10 protein-coding genes and 1 pseudogene are annotated in these 15,932 nt (G+C 63.2%); 7 read left to right on the top strand and 4 right to left on the bottom strand.

The features are described 5' to 3' along the window. Positions 1 to 54 precede the first annotated feature (54 nt). Positions 55 to 2,973: a hypothetical protein gene (locus LRS06_RS10985; protein WP_257871525.1), complete on the bottom strand. Its 2,919-nt coding sequence runs from the start codon at positions 2,971 to 2,973 to the stop codon at positions 55 to 57. 143 nt (positions 2,974 to 3,116) lie between these two features. Here LRS06_RS10985 and LRS06_RS10980 point away from each other — a divergent pair, with 143 nt between their 5' ends. Together LRS06_RS10980 and LRS06_RS10975 are read left to right on the top strand one after the other, a co-directional pair. Then, positions 3,117 to 4,274 carry a methionine aminotransferase gene (locus tag LRS06_RS10980; protein WP_257871524.1) on the top strand — a complete coding sequence of 386 codons (1,158 nt, stop codon included), beginning with the start codon at positions 3,117 to 3,119 and terminating at the stop codon, positions 4,272 to 4,274. Between the two features lie 292 nt (positions 4,275 to 4,566). Next, positions 4,567 to 5,346 carry an amidohydrolase gene (locus LRS06_RS10975; protein ID WP_257871523.1) on the top strand — a complete coding sequence of 260 codons (780 nt, stop codon included), beginning with the start codon at positions 4,567 to 4,569 and terminating at the stop codon, positions 5,344 to 5,346. Between the two features lie 155 nt (positions 5,347 to 5,501). On the opposite strand, the gene LRS06_RS10970 is transcribed toward LRS06_RS10975, so the two are convergent. Further along, entirely contained in the window at positions 5,502 to 7,760 is a 2,259-nt protein-coding gene (locus LRS06_RS10970; RefSeq protein ID WP_257871522.1) for a T9SS type A sorting domain-containing protein, read from the bottom strand. 61 nt (positions 7,761 to 7,821) lie between these two features. Here LRS06_RS10970 and murF point away from each other — a divergent pair, with 61 nt between their 5' ends. Further along, positions 7,822 to 9,117: a UDP-N-acetylmuramoyl-tripeptide--D-alanyl-D-alanine ligase gene (gene murF / locus LRS06_RS10965; protein WP_257871521.1), complete on the top strand. Its 1,296-nt coding sequence runs from the start codon at positions 7,822 to 7,824 to the stop codon at positions 9,115 to 9,117. A 201-nt stretch (positions 9,118 to 9,318) separates the two neighbouring features. Here the strand turns inward: murF and rfbC are convergent, their stop codons facing one another. Together rfbC and LRS06_RS10955 are read right to left on the bottom strand one after the other, a co-directional pair. Further along, positions 9,319 to 9,861 (bottom strand): dTDP-4-dehydrorhamnose 3,5-epimerase, encoded by a 543-nt coding sequence (gene rfbC / locus LRS06_RS10960; RefSeq protein WP_257871520.1) that lies wholly within the window; start codon positions 9,859 to 9,861, stop codon positions 9,319 to 9,321. Between the two features lie 42 nt (positions 9,862 to 9,903). Next, positions 9,904 to 11,022, bottom strand: coding sequence for a glycosyltransferase family 4 protein (locus LRS06_RS10955; protein WP_257871519.1), 1,119 nt, complete (start codon positions 11,020 to 11,022; stop codon positions 9,904 to 9,906). Between the two features lie 107 nt (positions 11,023 to 11,129). Between LRS06_RS10955 and LRS06_RS10950 the strand changes: the two genes are divergently transcribed. The 4 genes and pseudogenes from LRS06_RS10950 to ppk1 all read left to right on the top strand — a co-directional run bounded on the left by LRS06_RS10950 (position 11,130) and on the right by ppk1 (position 15,815). Beyond that, the gene (locus LRS06_RS10950; protein ID WP_257871518.1) at positions 11,130 to 11,489 is read left to right on the top strand and encodes a cytochrome c; all 360 of its coding nucleotides are present in this window, start codon (positions 11,130 to 11,132) and stop codon (positions 11,487 to 11,489) included. Positions 11,490 to 11,618: 129 nt separating this feature from the next. Further along, positions 11,619 to 12,958: pseudogene (gene hflX, locus LRS06_RS10945) on the top strand (GTPase HflX). 250 nt (positions 12,959 to 13,208) lie between these two features. Then, entirely contained in the window at positions 13,209 to 13,706 is a 498-nt protein-coding gene (locus LRS06_RS10940) for a histidine phosphatase family protein (RefSeq protein ID WP_257871517.1), read from the top strand. 24 nt (positions 13,707 to 13,730) lie between these two features. Beyond that, positions 13,731 to 15,815 carry a polyphosphate kinase 1 gene (ppk1, locus tag LRS06_RS10935; protein ID WP_257871516.1) on the top strand — a complete coding sequence of 695 codons (2,085 nt, stop codon included), beginning with the start codon at positions 13,731 to 13,733 and terminating at the stop codon, positions 15,813 to 15,815. Positions 15,816 to 15,932 lie beyond the last annotated feature (117 nt).

Raw genomic sequence — 15,932 nt, 5'->3', positions numbered from 1 at the left:
TAGTCGTCCGTATTCTGACACCGACGAACAACTCCTAACAAACAACCTACAATATTAAAAGCCGATATCCAGCACCAGCGGCTGCACCAGCCACTCGCCCGAGCGCACGTTATAGATGGTGCGCACACCCAGCTCAAACGGGGTGCGCAGCCGCAGGGCATTGAACACGAACGACACGTCTGCGCCGATGGTGTGGTAGTTTTCCCGCACGATATCGAGGCGCCCATCGTCGGTGCGGGTAGGCAGGTCGCCTAGAGCAGCATCGTAGAATACGCCCCCCACAATGCGCTGCACGTACAGCCAGCGGCCCAGCGTCCAATCGGGGTCGGCCAGGGGCAGACGGTACTCGGCACTACCCGTCAGTAGCTGGGTGAAGTTGTAGTAGCTCTGCCCGCGCGGAAAGAATACGGCCCCGGAAAGGGGAAAAGCATCTACCTTCTGCCGCTGGAAGCCGGCCCGCACCCGCACCGAATGGTGGCGCCCGAGGCCCGGAAAATACCCGTTGCCCTGCGCCGCCAGCTGCCAGGTGGAAAGCCCGAGGCCAAATGGCGTAGTGCGGGCTGAGAGCAACAGCGTCTGGCCCCAGCGCGGCGCCACGTCCCGCTGGCTTTGCTTGAGCAGGCGGTAGTACGACAGGGACGTAGACAGCAGATGCAGGGAGTTGCGGCCCACTTGGTTCAGGGAACGGTAAGGCAAATCGTAACCCTGGCTTTGCTGGGCGGTGTAGTAAGCGCCTACCGTGAGGGCCTGCCGGAAGCGGTTGTGGGTGAGCTGCAGCGGCACCCGGCCGCCCACCGTCAGGCTGGTGTACTGCCACTGGTCGCGGCGCAGGCTGTCCAGCGTCTCATCTTGATCAATAAATAGCGCAGTACGGCGCTGGCCTCGTTCTAGAGTAGCATCGAGCACCGGAAAAAGGCCCTGGTAGCTGGCCGTGGCAAATACGCGGCCGGTGCGCTCCGTCTGATCGTAGCCCACGCCGGCCACCGTCTGCAAGGTACTCAGCACATCCTGCGTCCTGACGCCCAAGCTCAGCCCGCTACCCGAAGGCGACTGAATAAGTCCCCAACTGAACACGTTGAACAGGTGCGCGCCTGGGCGGTAGCGCCGCACGCTTAGCGGCTGGTCCGGGGCGGCTACCGAGGAGTCGCCGGGCAGTACGGGGCCTACCTGCCGGGCGCCGGCATCGGTGCGCACCACGGGCTCGATGTAGGCGGCTGGGTCGTGGCCGGGGGCAGCGGGCGTCCAGAGTGCGGGGTTCAGCGGCAGCTCGGCCACCCAGCTGCCGGTGCTCCGGAATACGTGAAACGCCAGGCGCTGCCCGTCTGGTGATACGGCCCCGTGGTAGGCCCCCAGGGAGTCGTGAGTGACTTGCAGGCGCTGGCCGGTGCCGGTATGCACGGCGTACACCTGGTCCTGGCCCGACTGCGGAGAGTTGAACAGCACGTAGTCTCCCCAGGGCTGGGGGTGGCTGATGTTGAGCGCCGCGGCCGGCAGCAGCTCCCTGCCCTGGCCCGTCGTCAGGGCAATTTCTTCCAACGCCTTGCCAGCGGGCTTGAGCGTAATTACCACAGCCCGGCGCTGGTCGGCGCTCCAACGAGGCTGCTGCAGCTGGTGGTTGTCGGGGTTGGGCAGCACCTGCAGCTCCTGGCCGGTGCGGGCATCCAGCACCACCAGCTCGGTGCGGTAGGTGGCATCGGTGCGCACGGCCAGCAGGCGCGTACCGTCCGGCGAAAGCGCGGCGGCGGTGTAGCGGCCCCGGGGGGTGAGGCGCGTAACTTTGCCGGAGGCCACATCCAGCACCCGCAGCTCGGAATACACGCGCTGCAGCCAGCGGGCATCGTAGCGGTACTCGGGCCAGCACACTTTACCGCCGCCTGCCGACAGCATTTCGGGCAGGTTGAGCAGGCCCGGCATGTGCAGCGGCTGCTCCCGGCCACTGCGGTGCAGCAACACCAGCTGGGCCGCGTCGCCGAGGCCGCTTTTCAGGGCTACCACGGTGCTGTCGTTGAGGTACTGCGGGTATTGGTACTGGGTGAAAACGCGGCGCTCCGGCTGGGTGGCAAAGTACGCGGGGGCCACACCGGCCGGCGCAGGCACCGCGGCCGCGGCCTGACGGCGCCAGGTGGAGTCCAGCTCGGCGAGGGTGCGGCGGTACAAGTCTTCTACCCGCAGGCCGGTGGTGCGGCGCAAGCTGCGGGAAAACGAAAACGGGTAAGCCGGAAACCGATAGTAGCGGTCCAGCACGGGCCCCCAGACGTCGGGTCCGTAGCGGCGCTTGGCGTAGGAAGTCAGAAAATAGCCCAGCACGTAGTGGTTGGGCACGTTGTCGCGGTAGGAGCCGGCCACCGCTTTGGCGTAGGTGTAGCGCCGCGCCGCCAGCAGGTTGGCCCGCAGGTCCACGTCGAAAGCCGGAATGCGGCCCCGGCCGCTGCGCGTGAGGATGGTTTCGGTGCCTACAGCGTCGCCCTCAGCAAACCAGTCGGGCACGCCGATGGTGGTGGTGCCCAGCCCGCCGTAGCCAAACAGCCAGTACGCCAGCCGCGACGCGCCCTGCCGGGGCTTTTCGTACTGCACCACGTGGCGGTACTCGTGGATGGCCAGCTGGTCGAGCCAGTCGATGGTGCCCGACAAGAACGGGTCCTGGGGCGGCGTGGTAAAGAACTCAGAGCGGCGCGGCAGCACCGTCACGAAGCCGTTGCCGATGGTATTCTGGGTTTGCAGCACCACCGTCACGGGCCGGGGCCGCACACCGAGCGAGGCACCCACCGGCTCGTACACCTGCTCCAGCCGCCGGGCCGTTCGCTGGGCGCGCTGCTCGAAGCCGGCCGGATACAGCACCCGGAAGTGAGCCGTGCGCACCTCAAACCACCGCAACGACGGCGGATTTTGATTGAGCACCGGAAACTGCTGAGCCACGGCCGGAGCCGCCACCAGCACACCACTAAGGAAAGCAAGCCAGAACCACACGCGCATAGCCGGCAAGGTAACGCGTTGGCCGCATTTTCGGCTATGCCAGCCCAAGGTTTTGACTTTGTAGCGCGGGCGTTTTCAGGACGCGCCGGGGTAAATTCTTCGGCGTAGATTACGCCCTCTATCCGACCTTCTTTCCAGCCTGCATGCCCACCCCTGCCCTTCTCTCCAAGCTGCCCGACGTAGGCACCAGCATTTTCTCCGTGATGTCGCAGCTGGCCCAGGAGCACGGCGCCATCAACTTGGCCCAGGGCTTCCCCGACTACGACCCGCCGCAGGAGCTGCTGGAGGCCCTGGCCCGGCACGCCACCACGCCCGGCCACCAGCAGTACGCGCCTATGCCCGGCCTACCCCGTCTGCGCGAGGCTATCAGCCATAAAACGGCCCTGCTCTACGGCGTGCCCGCCCCCGACCCAGCCACCGAAATTACCATCACGAGCGGGGCCACCGAGGCCCTGTACGCGGTGCTGGCAGCGGTAGTGCATCCGGGCGACGAAGTGCTGGTGCTGGAGCCCGCCTACGATTTGTACGGTCCTGCCATCCGGCTGCAGGGCGGGCGGCCCGTGTACGTGCCCCTGCGCCCCACCGATTTCCGGCCCGACTGGAACCAGGTAGCGGCCGCTCTCACGCCCCGCACCCGGCTCATCATGCTCAACACCCCGCACAACCCCAGCGGGGCGGTGCTCACGGCCGAGGACTGGAACACGCTGGCTTCCCTGCTCGAAAACACGGATACACTAGTGCTGTCGGATGAGGTGTATGAGCACATGGTATTTGATGGGCAGCCGCACCGCAGCGCCCTGCAACACCCACAGCTGGCCGAGCGGAGCTTCGTGCTGTCGTCGTTTGGCAAAACCTACCACGCTACCGGCTGGAAGGTGGGCTACTGCGTGGCCCCGCCTGCCCTCACGGCCGAGGTGCGGCGGGTACACCAGTTTCTCACATTTGCCGTGCACACACCCACCCAGCACGCCCTGGCCGATGTGCTTTCCCACGCCGACCACTTCCGGGAGCTGCCCGTCTTCTACCAGCAGAAGCGCGACCTGTTTGCCGGGCTGCTGACCGATACGGGCTTCGAGCTGCTGCCGGTGGCCGGCGCCTACTTTCAGCTGGCCCGCTACCGGCAGCTTTCGAGCTTGCCCGACGTGGAGTTTGCCTCTCGCCTCACCACCGAAACCGGGGTGGCGGTAGTGCCGGTGTCGGCCTTCTACCACGATGGGCACGACGACGGCCTGATACGATTCTGCTTCGCTAAACGCGACGAAACCCTGCAAGCAGCAGCCGAACGACTAAGCCAGTTGTGATTTGCCTGTTGCTGGTTGTTAGTTGCCTGTTGTTGGAGCAGTTTCATGGGCACTGCACAGCTCCACGTCCGGCTCCCCGGCTCCTTTTCGGAGAGGAAGCTGGGGCTTGGGTCGGCTACTGTCAACCGGAAACTGACAACAAGCAACTGCTTTGTTATCTTCTGAATCGCACGTACCTTAATCCAAAAATTCCGCACTTATCTCCTATTGCATTGCCTGCTGGCTTTTCAGGTCATCAGTAAGTTGCCCGCCCGTTTCCTCTCCATATTCGTCTCTGCTCAACCTCCCTACCGTGTCGGATTTAACCGTTTCTTTCGTGCAGGCTGCCCTGCAATGGCATCAGCCTGAGGCCAACCGCACCGAGCTTACCCGGCTGCTTAGCCAGCTGTCGTTTTCCTCGGACATTATCGTGCTGCCCGAAATGTTCAGCACGGGCTTCAGCATGGAAGCCGAGGCGCTGGCCGAGCCGGTGGAAGGCCCCAGCCTGGCCTGGTTGCGGGAGGTAGCTGCCCGACATGACTCGGTAGTAACGGGCAGCCTGATGGTGCGGGACGACGGACGCTTCTACAACCGCCTGTTCTGGGTGCGCCCCGACGGCACGTACAGCCACTACGACAAGCATCACCTGTTTACTTTCGCCCGGGAGCAGGACACCTACACGCCCGGCACCACCCTACTGCTGGAGGAGTGGCGTGGCTGGCGCATCCGGCCCCTCATCTGCTACGATCTGCGCTTCCCGGTATGGAGCCGCAACTCGGCCGAGCAACCCTATGACCTGCTGATTTACATGGCCAACTGGCCGGCCATTCGCCGCACCGCCTGGATGACGCTGCTCCGCGCCCGCGCCATAGAAAACCTGGCGTACACGCTCGGCGTCAACTGCGTGGGCATGGACATCCACGGCCAGCACTATGCCGGCGACTCGGCTCTGCTGGACATGAAGGGTGAGTATCTGGTGGAAGTCGGCAACCACGAAACCAGCATCACGCGCACTTTGCGCCGCAACGAGCTGGACGCCTACCGTCGGCGCTTCCCCGCCCTGCAGGACGCCGACCCCTTTACCCTGCGTTGAGTGAGGACTTGTTACCACTCCTCAAAGCTCCATAGACCGTCATGCTGAGCGAAGCCGAAGCATCTCCACTGCATTAATTTACAATGACTTTGGCGTAGAGATGCTTCGGCTTCGCTCAGCATGACGTCCTTTATAATCTCTCCCCCTCATAGCCCTCACCGCACTACCAGGCGGCGGGTGGCCAGCTGCCCATTGGCAGCTTCGGCGCGTACCACGTATACGCCCCGGGCCAGCCCCTGAAGCTGAAGCTGATGCACGCGCCGCAGATCCGCTACGGTGCGCACCACGCGCCCAGTCAGGTCCAGCACGGTCAGGCGGGTGGGCACAGGCGTTTCCACGGTGGCCTGATTGGTGGCGGGCACGGGGTACACCTGAAAGCTGAAGGTTGTTTTGGCTGGTCGCGTAGCTGTTTCCACGTCGCGGCGGAGGCGGAAGCTTTGCAGGCCGCCTTCTTCCAGCCCAATCAGCAGCTCCGGCTGCTGGTCGCCGGTGAGGTCGGCGGCGGCCAGGCCGAGGCGCAGGCTGGTGGAGCTACCCAGGCGGGCCGAGCCATACTGCCCGGTGAGAGGCTGGTAAAACAAATCCGTGCGCCCGGTGAAGGCGCCGGTCTGGGCGGCCACATCGGCGAAAAAGCGGACAGCACCCGAGTTGTCGGAAGTCAGCAAGTCCATCTTACCGTCGCCATCCAGATCGACCAGCAGCGGCTGCAGGTTCGTGGGCACATAGTCATCGGCGGTGCGCACCTGCCCAAAATCGTCCATCACTAATGTGAACTGTAGCTCGGCACCAGGCACCTGCCGGTAGTAGCGCAAGGCGCCGGCACCGCTGGTTTCGTTGGTACCCACCACCAGGTCGGGGTACTGGTCGCCGTCGAGGTCGGCGAAAGCAGGCGCGAGGCTGATGAGGTTACCAAGACCAGCCGCTTCCTTGAGCTGGGTGAGCTCGAAACGGGCGGGCTGGCCGGCCGCGGCCTGGTTAAGCAGATACCACAGGCGGAAGGCGCCGTTCAGCGAAGCCCCAAAGGCCAAATCCAAGGCGCCGTCTTTATTGAGGTCGGCAAAAGTCGGTTTCAGGTTGGTGAAGCCCTTGGCCGCCAGCCCAAGGTAGTCTTCCGAAACGCGCTTGAAGGCTGGTTGCTGCGCGCTGCCTTCGTTGCGGTAGTAGTGCAGGGCGGCGCGGTAGGTGCCGCCGGTGGACACGTCGCCGGCGCTGGCCACCAGCAAATCCAGCAGTCCGTTTCCGTCAATATCGGCCAGGGCGGGCGTAGCGGCCTCGCTCACGTCCACCATTTGCCCCTGCAGAAAATCGGGCTGGCGGTAGGTGAAAGCGGGCGCCGCACCCGTGCCGGTGTTGGCATAAAGCCACGTATTCTGGCGCAGGGCCACTTGGTCGGCATTGTTGATGAGCGTGGGCGCCACCAGCAAATCGGGGCGGCCATCGAAGGTCACATCGGCGAAGTAGGCACCGGGAAAGTTAGGCAGCAGCACGGGCGTAGTGCCCGCCGGGAACTGGGCGTTCTGGCCGGCGCTTTTCATCAAAGCCTGCGCGGGCGTGCCGTCGTTGTGGAGGCTTACCAACTCGGGGCACTGGTCGCGGCCCGTGAGCAGGTCCCGGTCACCGTCCCCGTCCAGGTCGAAAGAAGTCAGCATGAAGCCGCCGGTGTGCTGGGGCGCGGCGGCGCGGCAGCTGGCATCAAACACGAAGCTGGTGCAGGAAGAGAAGCAGGAGTTGAACCGGCCCCAGTAGTTGGTTTCGAGCCGGAAGCTGAGGCCGCCGCAGGCCGGGCTCACGTTGCGGTACCAGCTCACCGTGGAGGCCGACACGAAGTCCATCAGCAGCAAATCGAGCTTGCCGTCCCCGTCCACGTCATCAATGGAAGGTACGTCGTAGGCGCCGGCAAAGATGTTGCCGCTGTTGGTAGCCGAGTTGAAGAACTGCAGCTGGCTGCTGACCAGGGTGAATTTCAGCTGGCCCTGCGCATCCACGTCCTGGCGGTACACCCGAATATCCCCCCCATTGGCGTGGGTAAACAGGTCGGGGCGCCCGTCGCAGTCGTAGTCGCGCAACAGGGCCCAGTTGCGCATTTCAGTTGGAAACAGGGCCTCATACTGCGGGGCGTACTGCCAGCTATGCTGGCCGGCCGCGTCGGTTACGTTCAGGTAGGTGGTGGCCCGGTTGCTCATGCGGTCGAAGGCAAACAGGTCACTCCAGCCGTCCTGGTTGAGGTCGATGGAGGAGAACTGTGGGGCGTTGAAGCCGCCGGCCCAAGCCAGGGGCAGCGTCTCGGAGCCGTGTGCTACTTTTGCCAGCGGCTGGTACTCCAGGCCCCAGCTAACTGCCTGCTGCGCCTGCGCCCCGAGTGGGCCGGCGGCCAGCAGCCCGATAAGTAGTCCTAGTCTTACGCGTCGAATCATTCGGAAGGCGGTTTTAGCAGCCAACACCGCTGCCCCGCCGGAAGTTACACCCTTGCTTTTTATGGCCGCGCCTTCTGCTCTCTATTCCCGCTTCCTGGCTTGCTCCGGCGTCAGCACCGATTCGCGCCAACCCCAGAATGGCACCCTGTTCGTGGCCCTGAACGGCCCCAGCTTCCGGGGTCGCGACTTCGCCCCGCAGGCTCTAACCCAGGGGGCGCGGTTTGCAGTGGTAGACGATGCCGAGCTGGCCGCCCAGGACCCGGACCGCTACACCTACGCCCCCGATCCGCTGGTGGCTTTGCAGGAGCTGGCGCGGGAGCACCGCCGCCAGTTTACCGGCCCCATGCTGGCCGTGACGGGCTCCAACGGTAAAACTACTACCAAGGAGTTGCTGCACGCCGTGCTCAGCCGGCGCTACCGGGTGCAGTACACGCGCGGCAACCTCAACAACCACATTGGCGTGCCGCTCACGCTGCTCAGCATCCGGCCCCAGGAGCACGAGGTGGCCATTGTAGAAATGGGAGCCAATCACCAAGGCGAAATTGAGCTGCTCTGCGGCATTGCCGAGCCTACGCACGGCCTCATCACCAACATCGGCAAGGCCCACCTCGAAGGATTTGGGGGCACCGAGGGCGTGGCGCGGGGCAAAGGCGAGCTGTGGCACTACTTGGCTGCGCACGAAGGCACGGCCTTCGTAAACACCGCCGATGCGCAGGTGACGGAGCGCGCCCAGGTTGTGGCGCAGCAGATTACCTACCCCGGACCGGCCGACACCTATCCCGCCGAGCTGCTTAGTGCGGCGCCACACGTAGTGCTGCGCCTGTTTGACGGCACGCCGGTAGAGGCCCAGATAAACGGGGGCTATAACTTCCTGAACCTGGCCGCCGTCGCCGCCGTGGGCGCCCATTTCGGCGTATCGGCGGACGATATTGCCGCCGCGCTGGCCGGCTACGCCCCCACCAACAACCGCTCCCAGCTGGTGCGCACGGAGCACAACGAGCTGGTGCTGGATGCCTACAACGCCAACCCCAGCAGCATGGCGGCGGCCCTGGCCAGCTTTGCCAGCCGCCCCGGCGCTCTCAGCAGCAAAATGGTGATACTGGGTGACATGTTTGAGCTGGGCCCGGAAAGTGCGGCCGAGCACCACGCGCTGGGTGAGCAGCTGGCCAGCTACGGGTTTGGCTCGGTGGTGCTGTGTGGCGCCGAAATGGCCGCCGCCCGTCGCCCCGGCTTCCACCACTTCCCTACCAAAGCCGAAGCCGCCGCCTGGCTAACCCACAACACGCCTCAGGGTCAGCAAATCCTGGTGAAAGGCTCCCGCGGCATGGGCCTGGAAACGCTGGTGGAGCTGCTGTAACGGTGAGTTAGTGAGTTGTCATTGCGAGGACGCAGGACGAAGCAATCCGTCCTGCGCAATGCCCCAAGCCCTGAGACGTGACAAGCCCTTACTCATACGCGACGAGTAAGGGCTTTCTGGTAGAAGGACGCGTCTGATTTTGTACAGGACGGATTGCTTCGGCTCTGCCTCGCAATGACAGTTTCGTCTTGCAAAGACAGCTTAAAATGGGCTATCCAGATCTGCCAGCAGGGGAAGCACCTGGTCTTTGGCGGAGACAGTAGGGCTTTCTACGCCCCATTGGATGCCCAGCGCTGGGTCGTTCCAAAGCAGGCCGCCTTCGGCCTGGGGGGCGTAGTAGTTGGTGCACTTGTAGAGGAAGAGCGTGTTGTCTTCCAGGGCCGTGAAGCCGTGGGCGAAGCCGACGGGCACATACAGCATATTGTAGCGGGTGGCATCCAGCTCCACGGCCACGTGCTGCCCGTAGGTGGGCGAGTCGCGGCGAATGTCCACAATAACGTCGAGGGCGCGGCCAGCGGCTACGCGCACCAGCTTGGCCTGAGCGTGGGGCGGCTCCTGAAAGTGCAGGCCCCGCACCACACCCCGGTCGGAGCGCGACTGGTTGTCCTGCACCCACTCGCCCACAATGCCGGCCTCGCGCATGCGCTGCTCACTGAACGACTCGAAGAAGGCCCCGCGGGCGTCGCCGAACACGCGCGGCAGCACTTCGACCACGCCGGGAATATCAAAATACCGAAACTCCATACCAGCCAGTAAGAGAAAACTATAAAACAGAAAAGTTAAAAATCAGCGGCGCCGGCCTACTTCCTGCACCACGCGCAGGTACTTATCGAGCACAATCTGCTCGTCGAATTTCTCCACTGCCAGTTGGCGGCTGGCGCGGCCCATTTCGGCCAGCCCGGTTTCCGGGAGGCGCTGTACCTGCAGCATTTTTTCGGCCAGGTCGGGGCCGCTGCGCACCTGGCAAAGCAGGCCGTTTACGCCGTTTATTACGGTTTCGCGGCAGCCGGGCACGTCCGTCGTCACAATGGGTTTGCCCATGGCGGCAGCTTCCAGCAGGGTTTTGGGCGTGCCTTCGCGGTAGCTGGGCAGCACCACGCAGTCGGCCTGGGCAATGTGGGCAGCTACGTTGTCGGAAGTGCCGAGGTATTCTACGTGACCGGCCTGCAGCCACTGCTCAAACACGGCCCGCTTCACGCCCACGCCCCCGCTTTCATCAATACCGCCCAGCAGCTGAATCCGGGTGCCGGGCAAGGCTTCGCGCACCAGACGGGCAGCTTCAAAGTATTCTTCCACACCTTTTTCGTAGAGCACTCGCGCAATCATCAGGAAGGTGAAGGGCTGGTGGCGCTGGAAGGTGGTGGCGGGCTGAAAGGCAGTAGTGTCGATGCCGGAACCGGGCAGCAGGTCGGTAATGCTTTTCTGCACCAGGCCATGATCGAGAAACAGCTGCCGGTCGTCGTCGTTCTGGAAAAATACGCGCCGCGGAAACTTGAACGCGAAGCGGTACAACCCAAGGGCGACCTTGCTCACCAGATTTTTGACGATGAACACCGTGCCCAGGCCCGACACGTTGTTGACGCTGGGAATACCGGCCAGTTTGGCGGCCAGCGTGCCATAAATGTTGGGCTTGATGGTGTACTGCAGCACCACATCCGGCCGCTCGCGCCGGTAGATCTGGTAGAAGCGGCGCGTGAGTAGGGCGTCCTTGGCCGGGTTGGTGCCCTTGTTTTCCATCAGGACGGGCACGTAGCGGCAGCCCAGCTCGGTTTCCAGCCGCGCGGAGTAGGCATCGGGTGGCGCTATGGCCAGCACTTCGTGGCCGGCGGCCTGCAGAGCTTTCACCAGGCTGCGGCGGAAGTTCCAGATGTTCCAGGAGGTATTGATGACGATGGCGACGCGCATGCAGCAGAGAGAGTTCGAGGCGCAAAGGTAGGCGTTGCGGGCGGCTCGGCCGGCCTTGCGGCGTAGTTTCGGTTATTTTGCGCCGCGTTACGTTGTTTGCTGCCAATATGATGTCTTCTCCGCGTACTCTCCGCTCTTTTCTGCTCACTGGCCTGCTCGGCGCGGCTTTGCTGACGGCCTGCCAGGGCCAGGAGCCCGGCCGGCAGCCCGATGCCACGGTGGCTGCTGGCCAGGTGCTGGCGCCCGGCCAGGCTCTGTATGAGCAAAACTGCACGCCCTGCCACGGCTCCGACGGCAAGCGCGGCCTCAACGGCGCCCACGACCTCACCAAGAGCAACCTCAACCAGGCCGGCCGGGTGTACATGGTTACAAATGGCCTGGGCAACATGCCCGGCTTCAAAAACCAGCTCAGTTCCGAGCAGATTGAGTTGGTAGCCGCCTACTCGCTCACGCTGCAGCAGCCCTGATGAGGTAACCGTTTGCACGAGACAGGAGTAGATTGTCAGTTACCTGTTCTCTTACCTACCTCTTGGCTGTTTTCATCGTAAGAGGGCAGCCGCCCTAGCAGGCTTCTTTTCTTTTTTCCGCTTCTCGCCATGGCCAACAAACCCGCCTCCAAAGGCCGCCAACCCAACAACAGCACCCGCCACCCCGGCGCCGTGGACAGCGCCAAGGGCCGCGCCGGCCGTATTCTGGCCCAGGGCAACAAAGACGCTACCTACGAAACCGCGCAGCAGCAGGAAACGGCCGTGTTGGTGGCCGTGCCCGACAAGCGCCAGGCTGATGCCCTCACCCAGGAATACCTCGATGAGCTGGCCTTTCTCACCGAAACCGCCGGCGCCGTAGTAACGCGTCGCTTTGTGCAGCGCCTCGAAAAGCCCGATATCCGCACGTTTGTGGGAGAGGGCAAGCTCGAAGAAATCAAGGCCTACGTGCAGCACAGCGGCACGAGCATGGTCATTTTCGATGATGACCTCTCGCCCTCCCAGCTGCGCAACCTGGAAGCTGAGCTGCAGGTGAAAATCGTGGACCGCTCCCTGCTTATCATCGATATTTTCGCCAGCCGGGCCAAGTCGGCCACGGCCCGCACGCAGGTGGAACTGGCCCAGTACCAATACCTGCTGCCCCGCCTCACCGGCCTCTGGACTCACCTGGACAAGCAGCGGGGGGCGGTGTAAGCCAGCGCGGACCGGGTGAAACCGAAATCGAAACCGACCGCCGCGTAGTGCGGGAGCGAATTGACTTCCTGAAGGAACGCCTAAAGGAGCTGGACAAGCAAAGCCACACCCAGCGCAAGTCGCGCACGGGCATTATGCGGGTCGCGCTGGTTGGCTATACTAACGTGGGCAAAAGCACCATCATGAACCTGCTAAGCCGGGCCGACGTGTTTGCTGAAAACAAGCTCTTCGCCACCGTCGACTCCACGGTGCGCAAGGTAGTGCTGGAGAATACCCCTTTCCTGCTTTCCGATACCGTTGGGTTTATCCGCAAGCTGCCCACGCGCCTGATTGAGAGCTTTAAAAGCACCTTGGATGAAATCCGGGAGGCCGATCTGCTGGTGCACGTGGTAGACATTGCCCACCCCGCCTTCGAAGACCACATTGCGGTGGTGAACGACACGCTCAAGGACATTGGGGCGGCCGACAAGCCCATGTTGCTCGTCTTCAACAAGATTGACCAGTACGGTGCCGCCGCGGCCGACACACCCCAAGATTTCGAAGGCATGAACCCCGACGAAGACCATGTGCCCCGGCCCACCCTGGAGCAGCTGCAGGCTACCTACATGGCCAAGCTCCACGACCCAGTAATCTTCATTTCGGCCACGGAGCGCACCAACATCGACGAGTTGCGGGCGCTGCTGGTGCGGCATGTTTCGGCTTTGCATGCGCAGCGCTTCCCCAACCAGAGCGCCGAAGGCTGGGACGAAGCGCAATAGTTAACCTACCGTTGCGGGCCGAGCCGCGCTTTTTCCCGCTACGCTGTGGTGGAATCACCAATTAATTGCGTTCTTAGCGCCCCCGTTGTTGCAGCACGGGAATGCCCCCTCCCTATTCCACAGCTCACTCACCCAGAAAAGGCCCGCTCCGCAGCGGGCCTTTTTATTTACAGGTTAATCTTGAGCTGATACAGAACCATTTGCCAAGGTCGGCAGTAAAGAAGCGCGCTACGCTTTCCCGCCCCTGCTTATGAAGACCCTGTACCTGATGCGCCACGCCAAATCCAGCTGGAGCTTCGAAGACCTTTCCGACCACGACCGGCCCCTCAACGACCGGGGCCGCGACGATGCCCCCGCTATGGGCCGGGCCCTGGCCGGTCGCCAGATCAAGCTGGATTTGCTGGTGAGCAGTACCGCCGTGCGCGCCCTCAGCACGGCGGCGCTGGTAGCCAAGGAACTGCACTACCCGCACGAGCAGATCAAAGTAGAGGAGCGCATTTACCGCGCCGACCCGCTGGAGCTGCTGGCCGTGGTGCGCGAGCTACCCGACGAGGCCGACGCGGTGCTGCTCATCGGCCACAACAACACCATCACCGACTTTGCCAACCTGCTTTCGCCCAGCGCCATTCCCGAAATGCCCACGGCCGCGGTGGTGTGCCTGAAGTTCAACATTGAACGCTGGCAGGACCTGGACCGCACCAACGCCGAATACTACTTCTTCGACGCGCCCAAGCACCACCGAAGCTAACTGACCACCCTTTCCCCTTGCTTCATGAGTCATCAGCCTACCCCCACCTTGCCCCGGTTTCAGGACCGGGAGCTGAGCTGGCTTTCCTTCAACCACCGCGTGCTGCAGGAAGCGCAGTGCCCCCAGGTGCCTTTGCTGGAGCGGCTGAAGTTTCTGGCTATCTTTTCTTCCAACCTCGACGAGTACTTCAAGGTGCGGGTGGCCACCATTCGCCGCCTGCTCAAGCTCAAGAAGAAAACCCTGGCCAAGCTGGGCGAAGATCCGGCCCGGCAGCTCGACGACGTGCTACGTGAAGTGGGTCGCCAGCAGCAGGAATTCGGCGACACGTTCCGCAACCAGATTCTGCCCGAGCTGCACGCCCAGCACATTCACCTCATCAACGAGCACGACCTCACCGACGAGCAGCGCCAGTGGGTGCAGCAGTATTTCCGGGACCGGGTGCAGGATCTGCTTTCGCCCGTTATCCTGGACGACACTCTGCACCACCTGTTTCTGAAGGATCAGACCGTGTACCTCACCTTCTTCCTGACGCAGCCCTTGCAAAAGAAAAAAGGCGAGGAGGACGAGCGAGTGCTGGTGATGGAGCTGCCCACCAAGCGCCACGGCGGCCGCTTTGTGCGCCTGCCCGACCAGGGTGAGGAGCGCTACGTCATGTTCCTGGACGACGTGATTCGGTGCTGCGCTCAGGAGCTGTTTCCCCGGTTCGGGCGGGTGCAGGTGCACGCCATCAAGATTTCGCGGGATGCCGAGCTGGACATTCAGGAGGAGGTTTCAGGCAACTTGCTGGCCAAAATTAAGAGCAGCCTGCAGAAGCGCGAAACCGGCTACCCTGCCCGCCTGCTCTACGACCCGGCCATGCCCCGGGAGGTGCTACGCGCCGTGCAGCAGAAAACCAACATCGACAAAAGTGAACTGGTAGAAGGCAGCCGCTACCACAACTTCCGGGACTTTTTCGGATTCCCGGACCTAGGCTTGCCACAGCTCAAGTACCCGGATCAGCCCGCACTCAAGCATCCCACGTTGCTGCGTACCGGCTCCTTCCTGGATGCCATTGCCCGGCAGGACCACCTGCTGCACTTCCCCTACCAGAGCTACGATCTGGTACTGCGCCTGCTGCGCGAAGCCGCCCAGGATGCGGCCGTATCGGCCATCAGCATCACGCTGTACCGGGTAGCCGACAAAAGCGAAGTAGCCAAAGCCCTGCTGAAAGCCGTGAAAAACGGCAAGCAGGTGACGGTAGTGGTAGAGCTGAAAGCCCGCTTCGACGAGGAATCCAACATCAAGTGGGCCGAGAAGCTGCAGCGGGCCGGGGCCAACGTCATCTACGGCGTGCCGGAGCTGAAGGTGCACAGCAAGCTGGTGCTCATCACCCGCGTCGAAAACGACCGTTCGCGCCAGTACGCCATGCTCAGCACCGGTAACTTCAACGAGGTTACCAGCGAAATCTACGCCGACCACGCCCTGCTCACGGCCGACGAGCGGCTGACCCATGAGGTGGGACGCGTGTTTCGCTTTTTCCTGGACCGGGTGCCGCAAACCGGTTTCGAGCACCTGCTGGTGGCTCCGTTTGAGCTGCGCGAAAAGCTTATTGCCCTCATCGACGAAGAAATCCGCCAGGCTCAGGCCGGAAACGACGCCTACATCATTCTCAAGCTGAACGCCCTGCAGGACGAGAGCATGATTCAGCGTCTCTACGACGCCAGCCAGGCTGGCGTGCGGGTGGAGCTGCTGATTCGGGGAATTTCGTGCGCCGTGCCGCAGGTGCCCGGGCAGAGCGAAAACCTGCAGCAGCGCGGCCTTGTGGACCGCTACCTGGAGCATGCGCGGGTGTACGTGTTCGGGAACGGCGGCGAGGAGAAAGTGTACGTGGCCTCCGCCGACTGGATGGTGCGCAACCTCGACCGGCGCGTGGAAGTAGCCTTCCCACTCTACGACCCGGCGGTGCGCCAGGAAGTGCGCGACCTGCTGGATTTGCAGCGTCAGGACAACGTGAAGTCCCGCGACTTCCACAACCACTTTATCGGCCACGAGGATACCGACACGCCCCGCATACAGGCGCAAACGGCTACCTACGCCTACCTCAAAAAGCGCAGCACGCGCCGGCGGTAAGGCTACACTTACCTGGCCCGGTGCTATTTGATGTAAGCCAAGCCACCGGAACTCTGAACGCGCGGCAGCAAATTGCACGCATTTAAAAAGGCCCGAAGACTAGTTCTTCGGGCCTTT

The organism is Hymenobacter sp. J193, assembly GCF_024700075.1.
Classification (GTDB): Bacteria; Bacteroidota; Bacteroidia; order Cytophagales; family Hymenobacteraceae; genus Hymenobacter.
The sequence above is the reverse complement of the archived record's forward strand: the minus strand, read 5'-3'. Positions and strand labels throughout refer to the sequence as shown.